Source organism: Microcoleus sp. T3_A4, from assembly GCF_036700465.1.
In the GTDB taxonomy this organism is placed as follows: Bacteria; Cyanobacteriota; Cyanobacteriia; order Cyanobacteriales; family Microcoleaceae; genus Microcoleus.
This window is the reverse complement of record NZ_JAUBOY010000069.1, coordinates 14,157-30,157: the sequence shown is the minus strand read 5'-3', so window position 1 is coordinate 30,157 and position 16,001 is coordinate 14,157. Positions and strand designations below refer to the sequence as shown.

Annotated in this window: 12 protein-coding genes, 1 tRNA gene and 1 pseudogene; 7 read left to right on the top strand and 7 right to left on the bottom strand. The window is 46.0% G+C overall.

Features of this window, described 5'->3' with window-relative positions; translation table 11 throughout:
• Positions 1–196: 196 nt before the first annotated feature.
• The gene (locus QUA07_RS27230; protein WP_333331601.1) at positions 197–631 is read right to left on the bottom strand and encodes a CAAD domain-containing protein; all 435 of its coding nucleotides are present in this window, start codon (positions 629–631) and stop codon (positions 197–199) included.
• 399 nt (positions 632–1,030) lie between these two features.
• Positions 1,031–2,473: pseudogene (gene gltX / locus QUA07_RS27225) on the bottom strand (glutamate--tRNA ligase); the annotation flags it as partial.
• A 332-nt stretch (positions 2,474–2,805) separates the two neighbouring features.
• On the opposite strand from gltX, the gene QUA07_RS27220 reads away from it, so the two are divergent.
• The gene (locus QUA07_RS27220; protein WP_333331598.1) at positions 2,806–3,303 is read left to right on the top strand and encodes a DUF393 domain-containing protein; all 498 of its coding nucleotides are present in this window, start codon (positions 2,806–2,808) and stop codon (positions 3,301–3,303) included.
• Positions 3,304–3,400: 97 nt separating this feature from the next.
• Positions 3,401–3,610: a hypothetical protein gene (locus QUA07_RS27215; protein WP_333078845.1), complete on the top strand. Its 210-nt coding sequence runs from the start codon at positions 3,401–3,403 to the stop codon at positions 3,608–3,610.
• Between the two features lie 58 nt (positions 3,611–3,668).
• Here the strand turns inward: QUA07_RS27215 and QUA07_RS27210 are convergent, their stop codons facing one another.
• The 4 genes from QUA07_RS27210 to QUA07_RS27195 form a co-directional block, all read right to left on the bottom strand.
• Positions 3,669–4,331 carry a Uma2 family endonuclease gene (locus tag QUA07_RS27210; RefSeq protein ID WP_333331595.1) on the bottom strand — a complete coding sequence of 221 codons (663 nt, stop codon included), beginning with the start codon at positions 4,329–4,331 and terminating at the stop codon, positions 3,669–3,671.
• 78 nt (positions 4,332–4,409) lie between these two features.
• Positions 4,410–4,483: transfer RNA gene (locus tag QUA07_RS27205), tRNA-Asp, on the bottom strand.
• A 56-nt stretch (positions 4,484–4,539) separates the two neighbouring features.
• Complete coding sequence (locus QUA07_RS27200) at positions 4,540–5,667, bottom strand: esterase-like activity of phytase family protein (RefSeq protein ID WP_333331592.1); 1,128 nt, start codon at positions 5,665–5,667, stop codon at positions 4,540–4,542.
• A 76-nt stretch (positions 5,668–5,743) separates the two neighbouring features.
• On the bottom strand, positions 5,744–7,594 hold the full coding sequence (locus tag QUA07_RS27195) for a TM0106 family RecB-like putative nuclease (protein ID WP_333331589.1): 1,851 nt from the start codon (positions 7,592–7,594) through the stop codon (positions 5,744–5,746).
• Between the two features lie 95 nt (positions 7,595–7,689).
• Between QUA07_RS27195 and QUA07_RS27190 the strand changes: the two genes are divergently transcribed.
• From QUA07_RS27190 to QUA07_RS27180, 3 genes are all read left to right on the top strand, one after another.
• The gene (locus tag QUA07_RS27190) at positions 7,690–8,964 is read left to right on the top strand and encodes an aminotransferase class V-fold PLP-dependent enzyme (RefSeq protein ID WP_333331585.1); all 1,275 of its coding nucleotides are present in this window, start codon (positions 7,690–7,692) and stop codon (positions 8,962–8,964) included.
• Between the two features lie 96 nt (positions 8,965–9,060).
• On the top strand, positions 9,061–10,674 hold the full coding sequence (locus QUA07_RS27185) for a DEAD/DEAH box helicase (RefSeq protein ID WP_333331582.1): 1,614 nt from the start codon (positions 9,061–9,063) through the stop codon (positions 10,672–10,674).
• Complete coding sequence (locus QUA07_RS27180; RefSeq protein ID WP_333331579.1) at positions 10,671–12,482, top strand: ATP-binding protein; 1,812 nt, start codon at positions 10,671–10,673, stop codon at positions 12,480–12,482. The genes QUA07_RS27185 and QUA07_RS27180 overlap by 4 nt, the downstream gene beginning before the upstream one ends.
• A 314-nt stretch (positions 12,483–12,796) precedes the next feature.
• Here the strand turns inward: QUA07_RS27180 and QUA07_RS27175 are convergent, their stop codons facing one another.
• Positions 12,797–14,047: a ferrochelatase gene (locus QUA07_RS27175; RefSeq protein ID WP_333331576.1), complete on the bottom strand. Its 1,251-nt coding sequence runs from the start codon at positions 14,045–14,047 to the stop codon at positions 12,797–12,799.
• Positions 14,048–14,630: 583 nt separating this feature from the next.
• On the opposite strand from QUA07_RS27175, the gene QUA07_RS27170 reads away from it, so the two are divergent.
• Entirely contained in the window at positions 14,631–15,215 is a 585-nt protein-coding gene (locus tag QUA07_RS27170; RefSeq protein WP_333331573.1) for a hypothetical protein, read from the top strand.
• A complete protein-coding gene (locus tag QUA07_RS27165; protein ID WP_333331570.1) occupies positions 15,208–15,933 on the top strand; it encodes a DUF3120 domain-containing protein in 726 nt (241 codons plus the stop codon). Before QUA07_RS27170 ends, QUA07_RS27165 begins: the two co-directional genes overlap by 8 nt.
• Positions 15,934–16,001 lie beyond the last annotated feature (68 nt).

The window sequence follows — 16,001 nt, the reverse complement described above, 5'->3', positions numbered from 1 at the left end:
TTCGGCTCCGAGTTAACAATTTTTCTTAATTTTACATCATCTTGCATTTGTCTCACATTTATTTGAAATTACTATACTCATTAGTCATTAGTCCTTAGTCAACAGTCAACAGTCATTAGTCATTTAAAAACCCGACACTAACAACTTATTTAAAATTGTCAATGTCGGGCGCAAATTCAACAAATTACAGCAAAAATTAGGACTTTTTGCCGAAAACTTGTTCTTTCAAGGCTTGAATTTCTTGACCTAATTGTTGCCGGTTGGACGATCGCAGCAAATAGCGGTAGATAAACCACCCGGTGTATCCGATACCAATTAGCTCGAATGTGGGTGCTAGCAGGGGGATGTCGTTGAGTTCGTCTATTACGCCCAAAAGCACTTTCAAAGAGACAATCGAGGCTATAATTACACCGATAACAGTCAGGGGACTTTTGTACTGCTCGTAAAAGCTGCCGATGTAAGCGGGAAACTCGGACAAAATTGAGATAATTTGTTCTTTGATCTGCTGGGCCTGACTTGGCGGTTCTTCGGTAATTATGACCTTTGTTGTACCGCTTGAACTGTCTGCTTCATTTCCGGCAGGAACTTCGGTGATGATAACGGTTGTTTCTGGTTCGTTTGATGAAGTCATTTCTCCACTCGCAATAGTTTTTTGCTGGTTGGCGGCAGGTATTTCAACTGCTGCTGCGACTGTTTCAAGAGCCGGTATTTCGACTGCTGCAACCTCCCCGTCGGTTGGTTCAAGAGCCGACACTTCGCCTGTTTCTGAAGTCGGTATTTCGACTGCTGTAACTTCCACTGCTTGTTCGACAGTCGGCGTTTCGACTGTTTCGATCGCAAGTTTTTCCACTTCTGAAACCTCTGCTGCTGGTTCAACAACCGGGGTTTCGACTGTTTCAAGAGTCGGTGTTTCGACTTTTGAAACCTCCACTGCTGACTGTTCTGTAGCAGAACTTTCGGCGACTGTTTCTGCGTGTGGTTGTTCTGGGGTAGGAGTTTCGTCCGCGACACCAACAGCAGGCCCATTCAAGTTGCTAATGGCATCAAGCAAACGGGTTTTAGCCGTTCCTCGCTGGTGAAGGATTACCCAAGATTCTATCAGGTCGGGGCCGTGCATTGCACCTGTCAGAGCGGCTCTGAGCGATCGCATAATTAGCCCTTTGTTAAGATTTTTCTCTTTACTGAGCTTTTTAGTGATTTTCTGAGCTTCCGCTGATGTCAGGGACGAATGACTTTCCATAGCTTCTACAACTGCTTGTAAAGCCTGTGCCGCCCCTGTTTGCTGCAATTGTGCGAGTGCTTCTTCTTCGTATTCCACGGTGGTGGAGAAGAATACCTTACACATATCGACAGCATCGGTTAAGCGAACGAGACTCGGGCCGATTAAAGCAGCTATTTGTTCGAGCCAGGGGCGGTCTGCCTCCAAGTCAAACTGATAACCGCCTTTCTGCCACCAATAAGGTATCAGCAAATCTGTCAATTGCGGCACTGGCATTTTGTGCAGGTATTGACTGTTTAGCCAATTGAGTTTATCCCAATCAAATTTTGCACCAGCTTTGTTGACTCGATAGAATGTAAATAATTCTGCTGCTTCCGACAGTGTAAATATTTCCTGCGTTGAATCCGGCGGAGTCCAACCGAGCAAAGTCATGTAATTAACTAAAGCTTCGGGCAGGTAGCCCATATCTTTGAAGTCAGAAATCGAGGTTACGCCGTCGCGTTTAGAAAGCTTTTGCCCTTGGGAGTTTAAAATCAGCGGCGTGTGGCCAAATTCTGGGATTGTCGCGCCCAAAGCTTCGTAGAGCAATATTTGTTTGGGAGTATTGCCGATGTGATCTTCGCCGCGGATGACGTGGGTGATGCCCATGTCGATGTCATCGACAACTACGGCGAGGTTGTAGAGTGGTTGGCCGATGACGCCGCCGCTGGATGCCCTGGCAATTACCATATCGCCGCCGAGGTCGCTACCTTTCCAGGTTACGGTGTCGCGCACCATGTCGTTCCAAGAAATTGTGCGATCGTCGTCGATGATAAACCGAATCACAGCTTGTCGCCCTTCGCCTTCAAAAGCTGCGCGCTCTTTGCTTGTCAAGTTGCGGTGTCGGTTGTCGTAGCGGGGGGCTTGTTTGTTGGCTTTTTGTGCTTCCCGCATTTCGTCGAGTTCTTCCGACGTGGTGTAGCAGCGGTAGGCGAGTCCATTGTCTAGAAGGGTTTGGACTGCTCGGCGGTATATTTCCAGACGCTGTGACTGAAAACTCGGGCCTTCGTCCCACTCCATACCCAGCCAGGTGAGGCCTTCGAGGATGTTATCGGTGTATTCGCTTTTAGAACGTTCTACGTCTGTGTCTTCTACCCGCAGGATGAATTTGCCGCCTTGGTTGCGGGCAAACAGCCAGTTGAATACGGCGGTTCTGGCGGTACCGATGTGTAGGTTTCCGGTGGGACTGGGGGCTAGACGGACTCTGACATTCATGTAGATTTTTGCTTTTAGATTGGGGGCGATTTGCTGGTTGGGGGAATAGCTGATGTTTAAGACTTTAAATTTTATTATATTTTGTTGCCGAATTAACAGTTGTGCTTGGCAGGTGCTTTGCCTCGAATTGTTTGATATTCGACTATCGGGCGATCGGGCTACCGTCTCCGGCAACGCAGCAGAGCGCATCTTGATGATATTAGCTTGCGGGTGGCCAAGACTGGATTCACCTTTGGGACTATTTTTCACAACCCAAATAACTGCCGTAGGGCTACCAAATAATTCTTGTAAAATGTTTGTGTGCGATCGACGACATTAAAATATATTTCCCTATGTCTGCTGCTAAAACTGAGTTTTCCGAATCTGTAGCGCCCTCACCCGACTCTGTTGCGCCTGCTTGGCAGATTGAGTTGCTGTACGACGGTGAATGTCCTCTGTGCGTGCGGGAGGTTAATTTCTTAAAAAAACGCGACGCGGGGCGAGGTTTAGTGTCGTTTGTGGATATCGCGGATGATGGCTACAACCCGGAGGCCCACGGCGGAATCGACTACGAAACGGCGATGGGGCTAATTCACGGGGTGTTACCCGACGGTACGACGGTTAAAAATGTGGAGGTTTTTCGCCGCACCTACGAGATTTTAGGTATGGGCTGGGTTTATGCTGTGACTAAGTTACCAGTGATCGGGGCGATCGCCAATTGGCTGTACGGAATTTGGGCCCACTGGCGGCTGAAGCTGACGGGAAGGCCGGATTTAGCAACTATTATGAGCGATCAAACTGTGCGGATCGAGTGCGAAAGTCAAGGCCACTGCCTACCAAACTCGAAATGAGTCATATTTAGTAAGTGCGATCGGTCTATCAGAAGATGTCAGCAGAAACAGACTGCAACTAACATTCAAGATGGACTACTATTAAAGGTCAAAAAAAATGCAAGATGCAGGCTATACAGTCTTCATGGGCTTCGGTGGTCTCTGGATACTTATGGGAATTGCCGCTGTGATTTTCCTGTTCAAATCCGACGGTCAAAAACTTAGGTTTGGCAAATGGGGACTGCTAGTTGCCATTCCGATTCTCGTGCCCATCGCCCTGGTTCTGACATATCAAATCGCCAGGCCCTTTATTTCCTCGCACCTTTGAGCACTGCTTGGAGTCGATCGTCCGTGGGAGAAAGGAATTAGTTAAATTAAGTTTAGTATTATTGCTCATTTTCGGGTGATCGCAACTGCTCGTTCGCCCATTGACGCAAAGACCGAATTATGGCATTGTCATCTTGAGTTTCTGCCATCTGCAAGAATTGATTGAGCATTGCTACAGAAAGGATGGGAAATGTCGGACTGCGATCGCAGGTAATATATTCCCGATTTTGCAATTGATAAATTTGTACAGTTTGTCCCCGATACCGCCAAACTTCAGGGATTTCTAGCTGTGTGTAAACTACAAATCGATTAGAAGAAGGACTGGTAATATCAACTTCAATTACCAAGTCTGGAGGAGGAGCGGTTGAGATGTCAAGCCTTCTTCCTAGAATGCGATCGACATTTTGGATATAAAAACACGAATCTGGTTCTGCACCTTGTTCTAAATCTTCACGGTTGAGAGTCGTCGAACCAAATCCCTTAATCTTCAAGTCCAACTCCTCAGTCAAAGCTGTAACAATCCGTTTGAGCAAACAGTTAATAGTTTCATGCAAGTCGGATGGCATGAGAATTTCTAAGACTCTTTGAGAATATGAAAATCGCGAGGATCTCTTGTCTCCTGCTTCTGCTAATAAGCTTTCGTAAGTCTGCCAACTGATATTAGATAATACTATCCGTTGTGTCGTTTTTTCCGGTGAGGGGTTAATGAGCGTAACAGTCATATTTCGCTCCTCCTTACTCAATTAATAAAATACCAAAAGCTTAAACTTTGTATTTTAAACTTTCGATTTACGAGAGAACGGGACAGACGGGGCTCGAACCCGCAACTTCCGCCGTGACAGGGCGGTGCTCTAACCAATTGAACTACTGTCCCTCGTTTTGCCGTTTTTTCAGGCACAATTTCTATTATGCCTATCACTTCACCTTTTGTCAAGAGGTTTTTTGAACTTTTATTTGGAAGCCCAAAATCTGAGTCTCTTGCAGCGGATTGAAGTTGTTGTCGCTCACCAAAATCAGACCTCTGCTAGCATCCGCCAGGGCGGGGCCAAATGTCAACCCCTCAATGTTGTCTAGGGGAATTTTCAGGGTTTCCAAATCCAGCAGCAGGCGTTTTTGAGCGGGAGAAACCTCGCTGAGACGGCTTTTGAGGCTTTCGAGTGCTTCAATACGATCGCCCTTTTCCAGAGAAATCTCATAAATTCTGATAGTTGTGCCGGTTTCCAGGGAGAAAGCACGCTCTAAACTCAGCAAGCGGTTATCGTCGATCGCCAATAAATCCACTAAACCGTTGCTAGTTAATTTTCCCACAGGATTCGCACCAGCGGGTAGCGGTTCCGTGATGTAGAGAAACGATGCTTCTGGATTGCCACTCACCGCATCGTAGCGCAAAATCCGGCACGGGCTCCCGGTTTCCAGGGAAGCTACGGCGCCATCTTGAACCAAGGCGTTTTCGGTAGCTGTAAATAGGTATTTGCGATCGGGCGTTAAAGTTAAACTTTCAAAAGCGAGATTGTTGCGGATGCCTTTACTGCCTTTGTAGTCTGGCAAAAACTGTTCAGGAATTGCCAGCGTCTTCAGGAGTTTACCATCGAGGGAGAACTCTTTGATAAAAGGATTTATTTGGCGATCGACATCTCCCTCAGAAGAAACAAACACGCTATTGCCAGTAAAAGCTATCCCTTCCGGATCTAAACTTAATTCAGGAAAACCTTTACCGTTTTCATCTAATAAAGTAGTGACTCCCGTAAAAGTAACTTGCTCTTTTTCCAGTTTCCCAGATTGCAAGTTAATTTTGAGAGTATAGAAGCGCGCCGGAGCCTTGCTGCTGCGGTCATCAGAAATGGCATAATAGACTTGTTTCTCGGCATCATAAGTAATGCCCGAAAGTCCGCCAATTTCCGTCCCCTGAAACGGAGAACCTGTAGGAAATATTGCTCTGCCGATAAAATCTATTTTCGTAACAGCGAAAGATTTGGCTGACTGGTTTACCCAAATAGCAACACTGGCTGCCATCAAAAAACAGACAATAAATATAGTTGTTTTTGCTAGCTTTCGCATTTTACCAATCAATACATTATTATCTATCTTTTTCCCTTTCTTCCTTCGCGCCTTCGCGGTTCATAAAATCTAAAAATCACGGCTCATGATTCAGCAAAAAATTTGTCAACCAATCTTTAACCACATAAGTAGCACGACAGTCGTCCTCATTGTAGCGGACGATCGCCTCCAAGAGCGATCGATCGCCAGTTCTGAGCCAATCGTCATACCAGCAGACGCACTGAGCACCATTAGCCTTAGCATCTCGCCAGTCAAAACCCAGCCAGCGGGCAATTGGTTTGAGTGCGTAACTTTCCACCGGCATAATCGCCTTTTGCGTCACTTGTTTGTGAATATCTACAAACCGTTTCAGCACGGGTTTCCACAAATAAGCTGGAGTATTGTAAAGTTTAGCCAGCCGCTTAAAAGTCTTGACTTCGTAGTCGCAAAAGTGGAAAATCGGAGCAATGGGATAAGTCCACATTAATTCTAAAAATTGCTCCCAGATTGCACCTTCCTCTGCTGCTGATTCTGCTAAAAAGCCGTGGAATTTTTCCGTATTGTTGTACCTGTCAACAACTAAGACTCCGTGGAGGTAATCTAAGTTTAACTCTGGTTCCGCTTCAATATCAAAGTAGAGTTCGATTGGGGCGATCGGCAAAAACACAGATTGGGAATAGGGAATTGGTTTCTTGCGGAGAATTGGCGCAGGTATAGAAGATGTGGCAGGTTTATTTTCTGTAGTCTTTTCCAGAACAAGATTAACTTTTGCTAAACTATTCTCAACCACTTCTGGTATAATTATAAATTGATTAACTTCTGCCTCTTCCCTTCTTCCTTCTTTCCTCACACCTCCATCCGTTAAATCCCCTACAGCTTTCGCTGCCGAACTTCTATCCGTTACATCCGTTACAAAATCCGTTGCCGAACTTCTATCCGTTACATCCGTTACGAAATCCGTTGCCGAACTTCCTTCTTCCCGCAACAGCGGTTGATTTAGCAAGTGCGATTGAGCTTGCTGCACAACATCAAAAGCAACTCTGTCAGGGAATTCTGGATACTCAGCCAGCAGTTCGGAACTAGCATTAGCGAGAGCTTCTACATCTGTAATTTCGAGAGTTTTTAGTCTAGCATAGCGGCTGGCAGTAACTCCCGGCAATAACGAAAGATGTTTAATAGATTTGGCTTCGGCGTGACAGAGAGTATACCAACCGCAAAGATTGCACTTTTGCCGGGAAATAAACACCTCTGGTTTATCCCGATTTTCTATCATCTGAATGCAGTTGTCTAAAATCTCGAACATCTGAGGAGTTCGCTGGTCGAGATTCACCGCCCACAGCCCTTTTTTTCGCAGCATTAGCCACGCAGTATCGGGCATTGTTTCCTGCACTGAAGCTAAAACTTGGGCGTGAAAAGCTGCGATAATTTGATACTCTTGTTTTGGTCGCTTGCTAAGCCAAATATCCGCAGTAATATAACTCCAATCGCCAAATTTTGATTGTCCCGGCTTTTTGATTAATAAATGGGGGCGGCTAATTAGGGTAATGTTTGAAGAGGGAAGATTGGAGGATGAAAGATGAACGGGAGTTTCGGGGATTTCGCCAAATTCTGGGAAATATTGACTGTCAATTCCTACCATAGAAGTTGTTGCGGCGTTGGTTTGGCCGAATTCGCCCTGGATCAGAACTCCTCGGTAAATGCGATCGACCCCTTGCTGCATTAAACTCAATGTAGCGGCCGCGCCGGCTTCCCAATCCCCTCTAGGATAATATGGTTGTTGGTAAGTCTCGTTTTCCAAAGCTTGCTGCTGGTATGCGGCGCTGTCGCGCATCAGTTTCAGCAGAAAGTCGCTGGGGGGGTCTAGTTGTTTCCAGTCTCCCCAGGTGTCTAAAAATGCTCGGAGATGGCATCGCTGATAGGAAAGTAGCAGTTTGTCAGTTATTAACATTTAGTATTCGCAAGGCATAGAGTATCAGGCAAAAGGTATAAAATTCACAGCATTAGTTATTCAATATTAACGCTATCAATAATTCCCAAAAAAAAATGACAAAGGACAATCACCGGCAACAATTCCCAGCTTTGGCCAATAAAGCTTATTTTAACTACGGCGGACAAGGGCCGCTGCCTGAGCCTGCTTTAGACGCGATTTATCAGGCTTACAAACGGGTGCAGCTTGGGGGGCCGTTTTCGGGGGAAGTGGGGGCTTGGGTGGTTCAGGAGGCGATGCTGACGCGACGTGCGATCGCATCTGAGTTGACGGTACCTCCTGAAACCATCGCCCTGACTGAAGATGTCACCGTCGGCTGCAATATTGCACTGTGGGGCATTGACTGGAAAGCGGGCGACCATTTGCTGCTTTCTGACTGCGAGCACCACGGCATTGTAGCTAGTGTAATGGAACTTCAGCGCCGTTTCAACATTGAGGTTTCGATTTGTCCGTTGGCGGCAACTTTGAATGAGGGTGATCCGGTGGCGGTGATTGCTGATAGTTTGCGGCCAAATACTCGCTTGTTGGTTATCAGTCACATTTTGTGGAATACTGGCCAAGTTTTGCCTCTGGCTGAGATTGTGAAAGTGTGTCATGAACCCCCCCTAACCCCCCCTTCCCAAGGGGGGGGACAAGAGGAGTTTTCCCTGGTTCAAGGGGATGGGCAAGAGGATTTGTCCCTGATTCAAGGGGGGGGACAAGAGGAATTGCCTGCAAAGAAGCACAAAGTTAGAGTATTAGTTGATGCGGCTCAATCTGTGGGGGTTTTGCCTTTGAATTTGATTGAATCTGGGGTTGATTTTTATGCTTTTACTGGTCACAAATGGTGGTGCGGCCCGGAAGGTTTGGGGGGACTTTATGTGAGTGCTGAAGCTTTGGCAGATTTGCATCCGGTGTTTATCGGTTGGCGGGGAATTGTGACGGATGCTAATGCTAAAGTGCTTGGGTGGAAGCCTGGATCGCAGCGCTATGAAATTGCGACTTCGGCTTATCCTTTGTATGCGGGTTTGCGGAGTGCGATCGCCCTGCAACATGAATGGGGTACGATCGAGGAAAGGTATGCAGAAATCTGCCGTTTGAGCAAGTATCTCTGGGAGCGTTTGTCGGAACTTCCCAATGTGGAATGTTTGCGGAAATCTGCGCCGGAAGCGGGTTTAGTTTCGTTTAGATTAACTAATGGGATGCCGCACAAAAAGCTTGTCGATTTGTTGGAAAAACAGGGAATTATGGTAAGGACTATTCTTAATCCTGATTGTGTGCGGGCTTGTGTTCACTATTTTACAACTGAGGCGGAGATTGATAAGTTGGTTGGGGCGATTGCAAATCAATAAAGTTAGCTAGAGAACTTACTGGGCAGCGAAGATGATGAGCTGCCCTGCTTAGCTTGTTAGCTATGACGATTATTATATATACGAGGGGTGCATCCTTTGAATTTTGATGATCTACTGTCACGAGCAAGTGAAGAAACGCTAGAGAATCTATTTGGCAGTTCAGCTTTCAGTTTAGTGAAGCTTTTAGATAGTCGCCTAGCAACTCCCACTAATCTGCGTGAAGTCTTGGTGAGTATTTACTCTCGTGAAAGCCTGCTTTTATCAAAAGACACTCGCACTATCCTATTTGAATTATTACGACCCAAACAAGCTGAAATTCTCGCTACAATTTTGTCAGCTTCAGACAATGAAGATGTCTTTCAAGCGCTGAAAGAAGTCAAAATACGTCGCGGCTCAGAACGCGAACGTGCCCTTTTCGACTTTTTTGAATTGGTTGTGCCATCAACTGAGGAATCTGAAGAAACACCCTCATCGGATCTGGCTGCACCTCAATACGCTTTGTTTGCTCATCAGCGTAGTGCAGCAGGCAAAGTCAAACAGTATCTCCAAAAAGAACCTCGGCGTGTTCTGCTTCATATGCCCACCGGATCGGGAAAGACACGCACGGCAATGCACATTATCGCCGATCGCCTGCGATCGCAAGAGCCTACTTTAGTCGTATGGCTGGCATACAGTGAAGAACTTTGCGAACAAGCCGTCGCCGAGTTTCAACGCGCCTGGAAATATTTGGGCGATCGAGATTTATCCATCTATCGTTTTTGGGGGAATCACGAACTCGATCTTGATCAGGTGCGGGATGGCATAGTAGTTGCAGGTCTTTCCAAGCTTTACAGTCGTGCTAAACGTAGCATTCAATTCATTAACAAATTAGGTTATCGTTCTTCTCTTGTCATTATTGATGAAGCCCATCAAGCCATTGCAGAAACTTACAAGCTAGTCCTCGATTCTCTCGTTTTACCATACGAACACACAGCACTGCTTGGGTTAACAGCTACACCAGGCCGCACTTGGGCAGACATTAGTGCTGACGAAGAGTTAGCTGAATTCTTTGCACAGCGCAAGGTTACTTTGGAGGTTCCTGGCTACGAGAATCCAGTAGACTACCTAGTGTCAGAGCAATACTTGGCACGAGTAGAATACCGACCTTTGCTACACCAGAGTGGATTAAATTTATCTAATAACGACTTGAAGCGTATTGAAGAAGAGTTAGAGTTACCAAAAAATATTCTGACTCGCCTAGCTCAAAACGAACAGCGCAATCTCCGCATTATTTTGGAAATTGAAGATTTGGCAAAGACCCACAAGCGTATTTTGGTGTTTGCCATATCTGTAGAACACTCAAAACTTCTAGCCGCTGTGCTGAAAGCTAGAAATTGGCAAGCATCCGCTGTAACTGCCAAAACTCCTGCTTCAGAAAGAGAGCGAATCATTGCGAGGTTTAAAGAGGACAGTCCAGAAACTAAGATTATCTGTAATTATGGCGTTCTTACAACAGGATTTGATGCCCCGCGAACCAGTGCCGCCGTGATTGCTCGTCCCACCAAGTCGCTTGTTTTATACAGCCAGATGGTTGGACGTGCTATTCGCGGACTTAAAGCAGGTGGCAATGAGCAAGCTGAGATTGTTACTGTAGTAGACACAGACTTACCTGGCTTTGGCAGTGTTGCCGATGCTTTTAACAATTGGGAAGACATTTGGAGATTAAAATGACGAAACAACATGATATTGTTCCGGTACATTTAGTTGTTCAGGCCATGCGTGACAACGGTTATAAAAACGCTTCCTATGCACTAGCAGAACTGATAGATAATTCTATTCAAGCGAAAGCTACTGGGGTAGAAGTTCTCTGTGCTGAGAAAGAAACTCAGCTAGAACAGCGCCGTCGTTCTCGCATTCATCAAATCGCTGTTTTAGATAATGGAAGCGGCATGGATTCCACTGTTTTGCGAATGGCTTTACAGTTCGGCAACGGAACCTATCTAGCAGAAGACAAACATACAGGAATGGGGCGCTTTGGTATGGGGTTGCCCTGCTCTTCAATTTCCCAGTGTAAACGGGTGGAGGTTTGGACTTGGCAGAGTGGTGTAGAAAATGCAATTTACACATATCTAGATTTGAAGGAAATCAAAAACAAGCAGCTTACTGAAGTTCCCGAACCTCAGAAGCGCCCTATCCCTGAGATTTGGGAAAAAGTCACAACAGGTTTTGGAGAGACGGGAACATTAGTTGTCTGGTCAGATATCGATCGCTGTATGTGGAAGACTGGTAAGACAATCATCGAAAATTCCGAGTTCGTGATTGGACGAATGTATCGAAAATTTTTAGATATTGGAAAAGTAGTCATTCGTATGGCAACTTTTGATATTAATGAACCTACCAAAATCATGGTAGAAAAATTTGCACAGCCGAACGATCCGGGTTATCTCATGGCAAAGACTTCTTGCCCAGATCCTTTTGACCAAACGCCAATGTTTCATCCGTGGCCAGAAGAAAACAGCTATGAGACAACTGTTACCATTGAGTTTCGTGACCGCGAGCACGAAGTAAAAATTCGTTTTTCTTATGCTAAGGAGGAAGCCCGGCCAGGAAAGACTCCTGGTAATCTTCCGCATGGAAAGCACGCTGCTAAGAATGTGGGCGTTTCAGTAGTTCGTGCAGGGCGTGAATTGGAACTAGACGAGTCTTGGGCACAGAAAAGAGCTACAGAGCGATGGTGGGGGGTCGAGATAGAATTTCCCCCAACACTTGACGACTTGTTTGGGGTCACTAACAATAAGCAATCTGCCCGTAACTTTTCAGAACTGGCGAATCTAGATATCGAATCCATGCTAAGAGATGGAAAAACAATTATTGAACTCCAAGAAGAACTAATCCAAGAAGGAGACCCCAGAGGCCCATTAATAAACCTTGCTTATAAGCTCCATAAAAATATAGCAACTATGCGAAATCAGATTAATGCACAAATGCCTGATTCACGCAGTGGACAAAAGCGGCATCAAGGCCCTTTGGCCGAGAAAGTGGCAACTGAGGTGACAGAAGAACGGAAGAAAGAGGGACACCAAGGGCAGAGCGACAAGGATGAGTCACTTCCTTTAGAGGAGCGAAAGGAAATTATTGAAAGCAAATTAATAGATAGAGGTGTTCTCCCATCTGAAGCTGAAGAGTTAGCTGCAAAAACCGTTTCTGATGGTTTGAAGTACACTTTTAGAAAAGCAGATATAGAAACTGCTGCTTTTTTTTCTGTGGAAAGGGGAGGAGGTGCAATTATGATATTTTTGAACGCTAACCATTCTGCGTACAAAAACCTTGTCGAGGTTTTAGAAGAAGAGGTAGAAGGCGTAGATCCTGAAACACTTCGCTCTCGTCTAACAAATTGTCTCGAAGGTTTGAAATTGTTATTGATGGCTTGGGCGCGGTATGAGGATGAGCAACCTGATGGGCCCCGGCGCAATAAGGCACAGGATGCTCGTGTTGATTGGGGACGGGTGGCTCGACAATTTCTTGAGGGTGAGGAATAACTGAAGGTTCTATCGTTGTTTAACTAGGGGTTAGGGGTTTAACATTAGTGACGGATATTGTGCCACTTTGTTTACCCACTTCCCAAAGTCAACCAGTTAATTATATTTTCCAGGAACCGGAATAAGTGCGATAAACCAGAGAGTCAAAAGTTCGCTCGCCCTTTCTCTAAAAAAACAAAGGCCGATCGCCCTTTTCGCCCAAATTTCGACCTACGCACCCCAACAAAAGAAACCGGGTTTTTCACTAAATCTGCCATTTCCATGCAGTATCTTCGCAAAAAACCCGGTTTCTGAGCTCTCAGGCCCAAGTCCTATTAGTGACTGTGCCCGTGCCCGCCGTGAGAATGCCCGTGCCCGCCATGAGAATGCCCGTGATCACCATGAGAATGCCCGTGATCACCATGAGAATGACCATGAGCCCCATGAGAATGCCCGTGTCCTTCATGAGAATGACTGTGCTCGCGCTGCGCCGAAGCCAAACTCGGATTAACAGCAACCGCAGTCTCACTCAACAACGCTTCAATCTGCGGATTTGCCCACTCGGCCGCCATTTTCAGAAACTCTGGATGGTCGTTAACGCAAGGCAATTTGCGGTAAGTAACTCCTTGACGCTGTTTCTGCAAAGACTCAATAATGTGGTCTACATCTAACAAAGTTTCGTGATTTTCTGTCGCAAATCCGATCGGCATAAAGACGATCGCAGTTGCACCCAAATCAATCAAATTCTTCGCAGCCAACGTCGCATCCGGCTGTGTCCATTCAATCAGCGGTGTGTCGTGGTTCAGCCAACCCACCGAAATCAAAGGATAGCGATACATCAAACGTTCACGCACGCGATCGTACAAAGCTTGACTTTCTACAATACCCGAAGTAAATCCCTTCGCCTTGTGCGGACAACCGTGATTCATCAGCACAATCCCAATCTGAGATGGCAAATGCGCTACAGCTAAATCGTTCTTAATTTCCTCTTCAACCAAATCCGCCATTAGCTGGATGTAAGCAGGTTCATCGTAAAAAGAAGGAATGTAGCGCTGTCCTTTTACCCAATGTTCCTTACCATCAAAGGTTTGTGCTAAAGCTTTATTCACCTGTTCGACTGCAATGCCGCTGGTGAAAACAGAATCAACAACCAACAGCGGATAAATCAGAATTTTGTCAAATCCTTCTGCTTGAATTTGAGGGATTACTTGTTCCGGCAAAAACGGCGCGCAAAAGTTAAAAGCTTTGAACACTTTTACTTTATCGCCCCATTTCTCCTGTAAATTATTTTCAATCCCAGCGCGCTGCTGTTCAAAAATAGCATTGTGCGGCGAAACGAATTGACCGTGTTGGTGACTCCACTCGTGCAAGTCAAAGATTGCTAAAATCTTCGCCAGCGGCGGATAAATCCAAAGCGGTACTGGCGCAAACTTTGCCGTAAGCAAATTTAAAGCTTGTTCGTTGTAGTTGGCAAAATCGTCGTAGCTTTCGACTTCGCCGTAACCCATCAGCAATACAGCAACGCGATCGTTACTTGCGGGTGCTGCAGATGTTTTGAACTCGATTTTTTCTGGAGAAGCAACCACTTTGTATTCCTCAATTTTATTTATTCTAAGAGATCCAGGCAGGATGAAGGGGGAATGGGAGATTTTTCATTGTGTGCGATCGATCGCACGACTGACGTGCGCGGGGCTGATTCCCGGTTTCTTGGCCCATATTTCCCGGTCAAACCTCTTATTTATCCTAGAAACCGGATTGATGAGCATCAGTCCTAAGTCGGTTTTTTGACCCTGACCCGAAATTCGTAGGGAAGCTAAACTGGCAGGCCTCTAATTTTCACAATCCTGTTTCTTTAAGCTTTTGTGGGGTCGGCTTCGACGCCGCCAGAAAAGTTAAATCTAAATACAGAACTGCTTAAAACTAGAATCAGGCTTTGCTAAGCTTGACAGGGAATGGGGCCGGGGGGGATAACTTTCATGTTTTCTTAAGACTCCCTGACCTTGCCTCAGATTAAAGCTGTTTGGAGCGTTCCCAGCTTTTAACTTGGGGGGATACTCTTCAAACTTGACTCTATTATAAGTTTAACACCCTATCCCCTGGGGTAGTATATGATATAGTAGGTATATGATAAAGTTATGTTGCGAACTATATTAACTTTCTTGACGAACTATGAGACTGGTAATTTGCCCCGGAGTCCACGAACCAAAGCTAACCGACTGTTTCCTGGCGGGACTTTCGGGGCTTTGGGGACTGGCAGCCGATCGCCAAAATCAGCAAATAGTTGATCGTGTCAAGATTTTTCCCGCTCATAAATATCCCCCTTTTTCAGCTCTTGACATATTGCACTTTTTGTGCAGCGAAGAGTTAGCTGGAGAAAGTCTAGTATTTGTCAGCTTTTCGGCAGGAGTAGCAGGGGCGATCGGGGCGGCTTGGATGTGGCAGCAACTCGGCGGCAAAGTCGGGGCATTTTTTGCCTTAGACGGTTGGGGAGTACCCCTGGGGGGCAATTTTCCCATCCACCGAATCAGCCACGATCGCTTTACGCACTGGAGTTCGGCAATTCTCGGTGGCGGTGGAGAAAGCTTTTATGCAGATCCGCCGATCGAACATTTGGATTTATGGCGAGCTCCTCAAACGGCAAAAGGCTGGCACGTCAGCCAAACCGCCGCCGGGATTGAGACTGTCGCATCCACAACCGCAGCAAAATTTTTAGTCCACCTATTGAAACAATACGGAGTCCAATCAGTTGTTTAATCTTAATTTAGTATCATCCGCGATCGCACCTATTGCCACCATCGCCAGCCTCGACAATTCTGTCACTTCAGGCACAACAAACACCATCAAACAGTGGTTGATATTTAGTGCCTCAGCCTTTTTAGTCTCAATTCCAGTCTTCGTGCAAGCACCGTTAGTTCGCTTATATCCCACCATCAGTTTGCTGTCAACTATCCCCTGGTTCGTTCTGAGTTTAATTCTAATTTTCCGGCCCAAAACCCAACTTTGGGGAGATTTATTATTAGGATTTGCCGGATGCTGGCTGGCAGGTTCTATCTACTGGGGATGGTTCAGATGGGAACCTATTTTACATCTACCTATAGAATCAATTGGCTTACCTTTTGCTATTTGGTGCTTGGGCAAATCTTGGGGAAAAGTGGGCAGCTATTTTTACTTGGGTTCCCTATTCGGTACTGCCATTACTGATTTATATTTTTATTTAACAGGGTTGATGCCCTACTGGCGACAAGTGATGCACGCGGAACCGGAATTAGCAATGCCGATTTTTCAAAGTGCGATCGGTCAAATTGAAACTCCTTGGGGCATAGGTTGGGCTCTCGTTTTAATCGCTGTGTTGCTAACAGTCGGTTTGCTGAGTTTGCGCGGCACGCAACTGCACTGGCGCGCGTTTAGCGGCGCGGTGTTAAGCACGCTTTTGGTAGATGGTTTATTTTGGCTGGCTGCTTCTGCTGCTTAAGATTTATGATTAGTTTTTATGTTGGTAATTTTTGACCGCAGATGTGGGCGGATTGACGCAGATTAACG

What these genes read in the sequence shown, in the direction of transcription:
- QUA07_RS27230 (WP_333331601.1), bottom strand. Translation starts at nt 631, where the DNA reads ATGACTTCATCAAACGAACCAGAAACAACCGTTATCATCACCGAAGTT.
- QUA07_RS27220 (WP_333331598.1), top strand. Translation starts at nt 2,806, where the DNA reads ATGTCTGCTGCTAAAACTGAGTTTTCCGAATCTGTAGCGCCCTCACCC.
- QUA07_RS27215 (WP_333078845.1), top strand. Translation starts at nt 3,401, where the DNA reads ATGCAAGATGCAGGCTATACAGTCTTCATGGGCTTCGGTGGTCTCTGG.
- QUA07_RS27210 (WP_333331595.1), bottom strand. Translation starts at nt 4,331, where the DNA reads ATGACTGTTACGCTCATTAACCCCTCACCGGAAAAAACGACACAACGG.
- QUA07_RS27200 (WP_333331592.1), bottom strand. Translation starts at nt 5,667, where the DNA reads ATGCGAAAGCTAGCAAAAACAACTATATTTATTGTCTGTTTTTTGATG.
- QUA07_RS27195 (WP_333331589.1), bottom strand. Translation starts at nt 7,594, where the DNA reads ATGTTAATAACTGACAAACTGCTACTTTCCTATCAGCGATGCCATCTC.
- QUA07_RS27190 (WP_333331585.1), top strand. Translation starts at nt 7,690, where the DNA reads ATGACAAAGGACAATCACCGGCAACAATTCCCAGCTTTGGCCAATAAA.
- QUA07_RS27180 (WP_333331579.1), top strand. Translation starts at nt 10,671, where the DNA reads ATGACGAAACAACATGATATTGTTCCGGTACATTTAGTTGTTCAGGCC.
- QUA07_RS27170 (WP_333331573.1), top strand. Translation starts at nt 14,631, where the DNA reads ATGAGACTGGTAATTTGCCCCGGAGTCCACGAACCAAAGCTAACCGAC.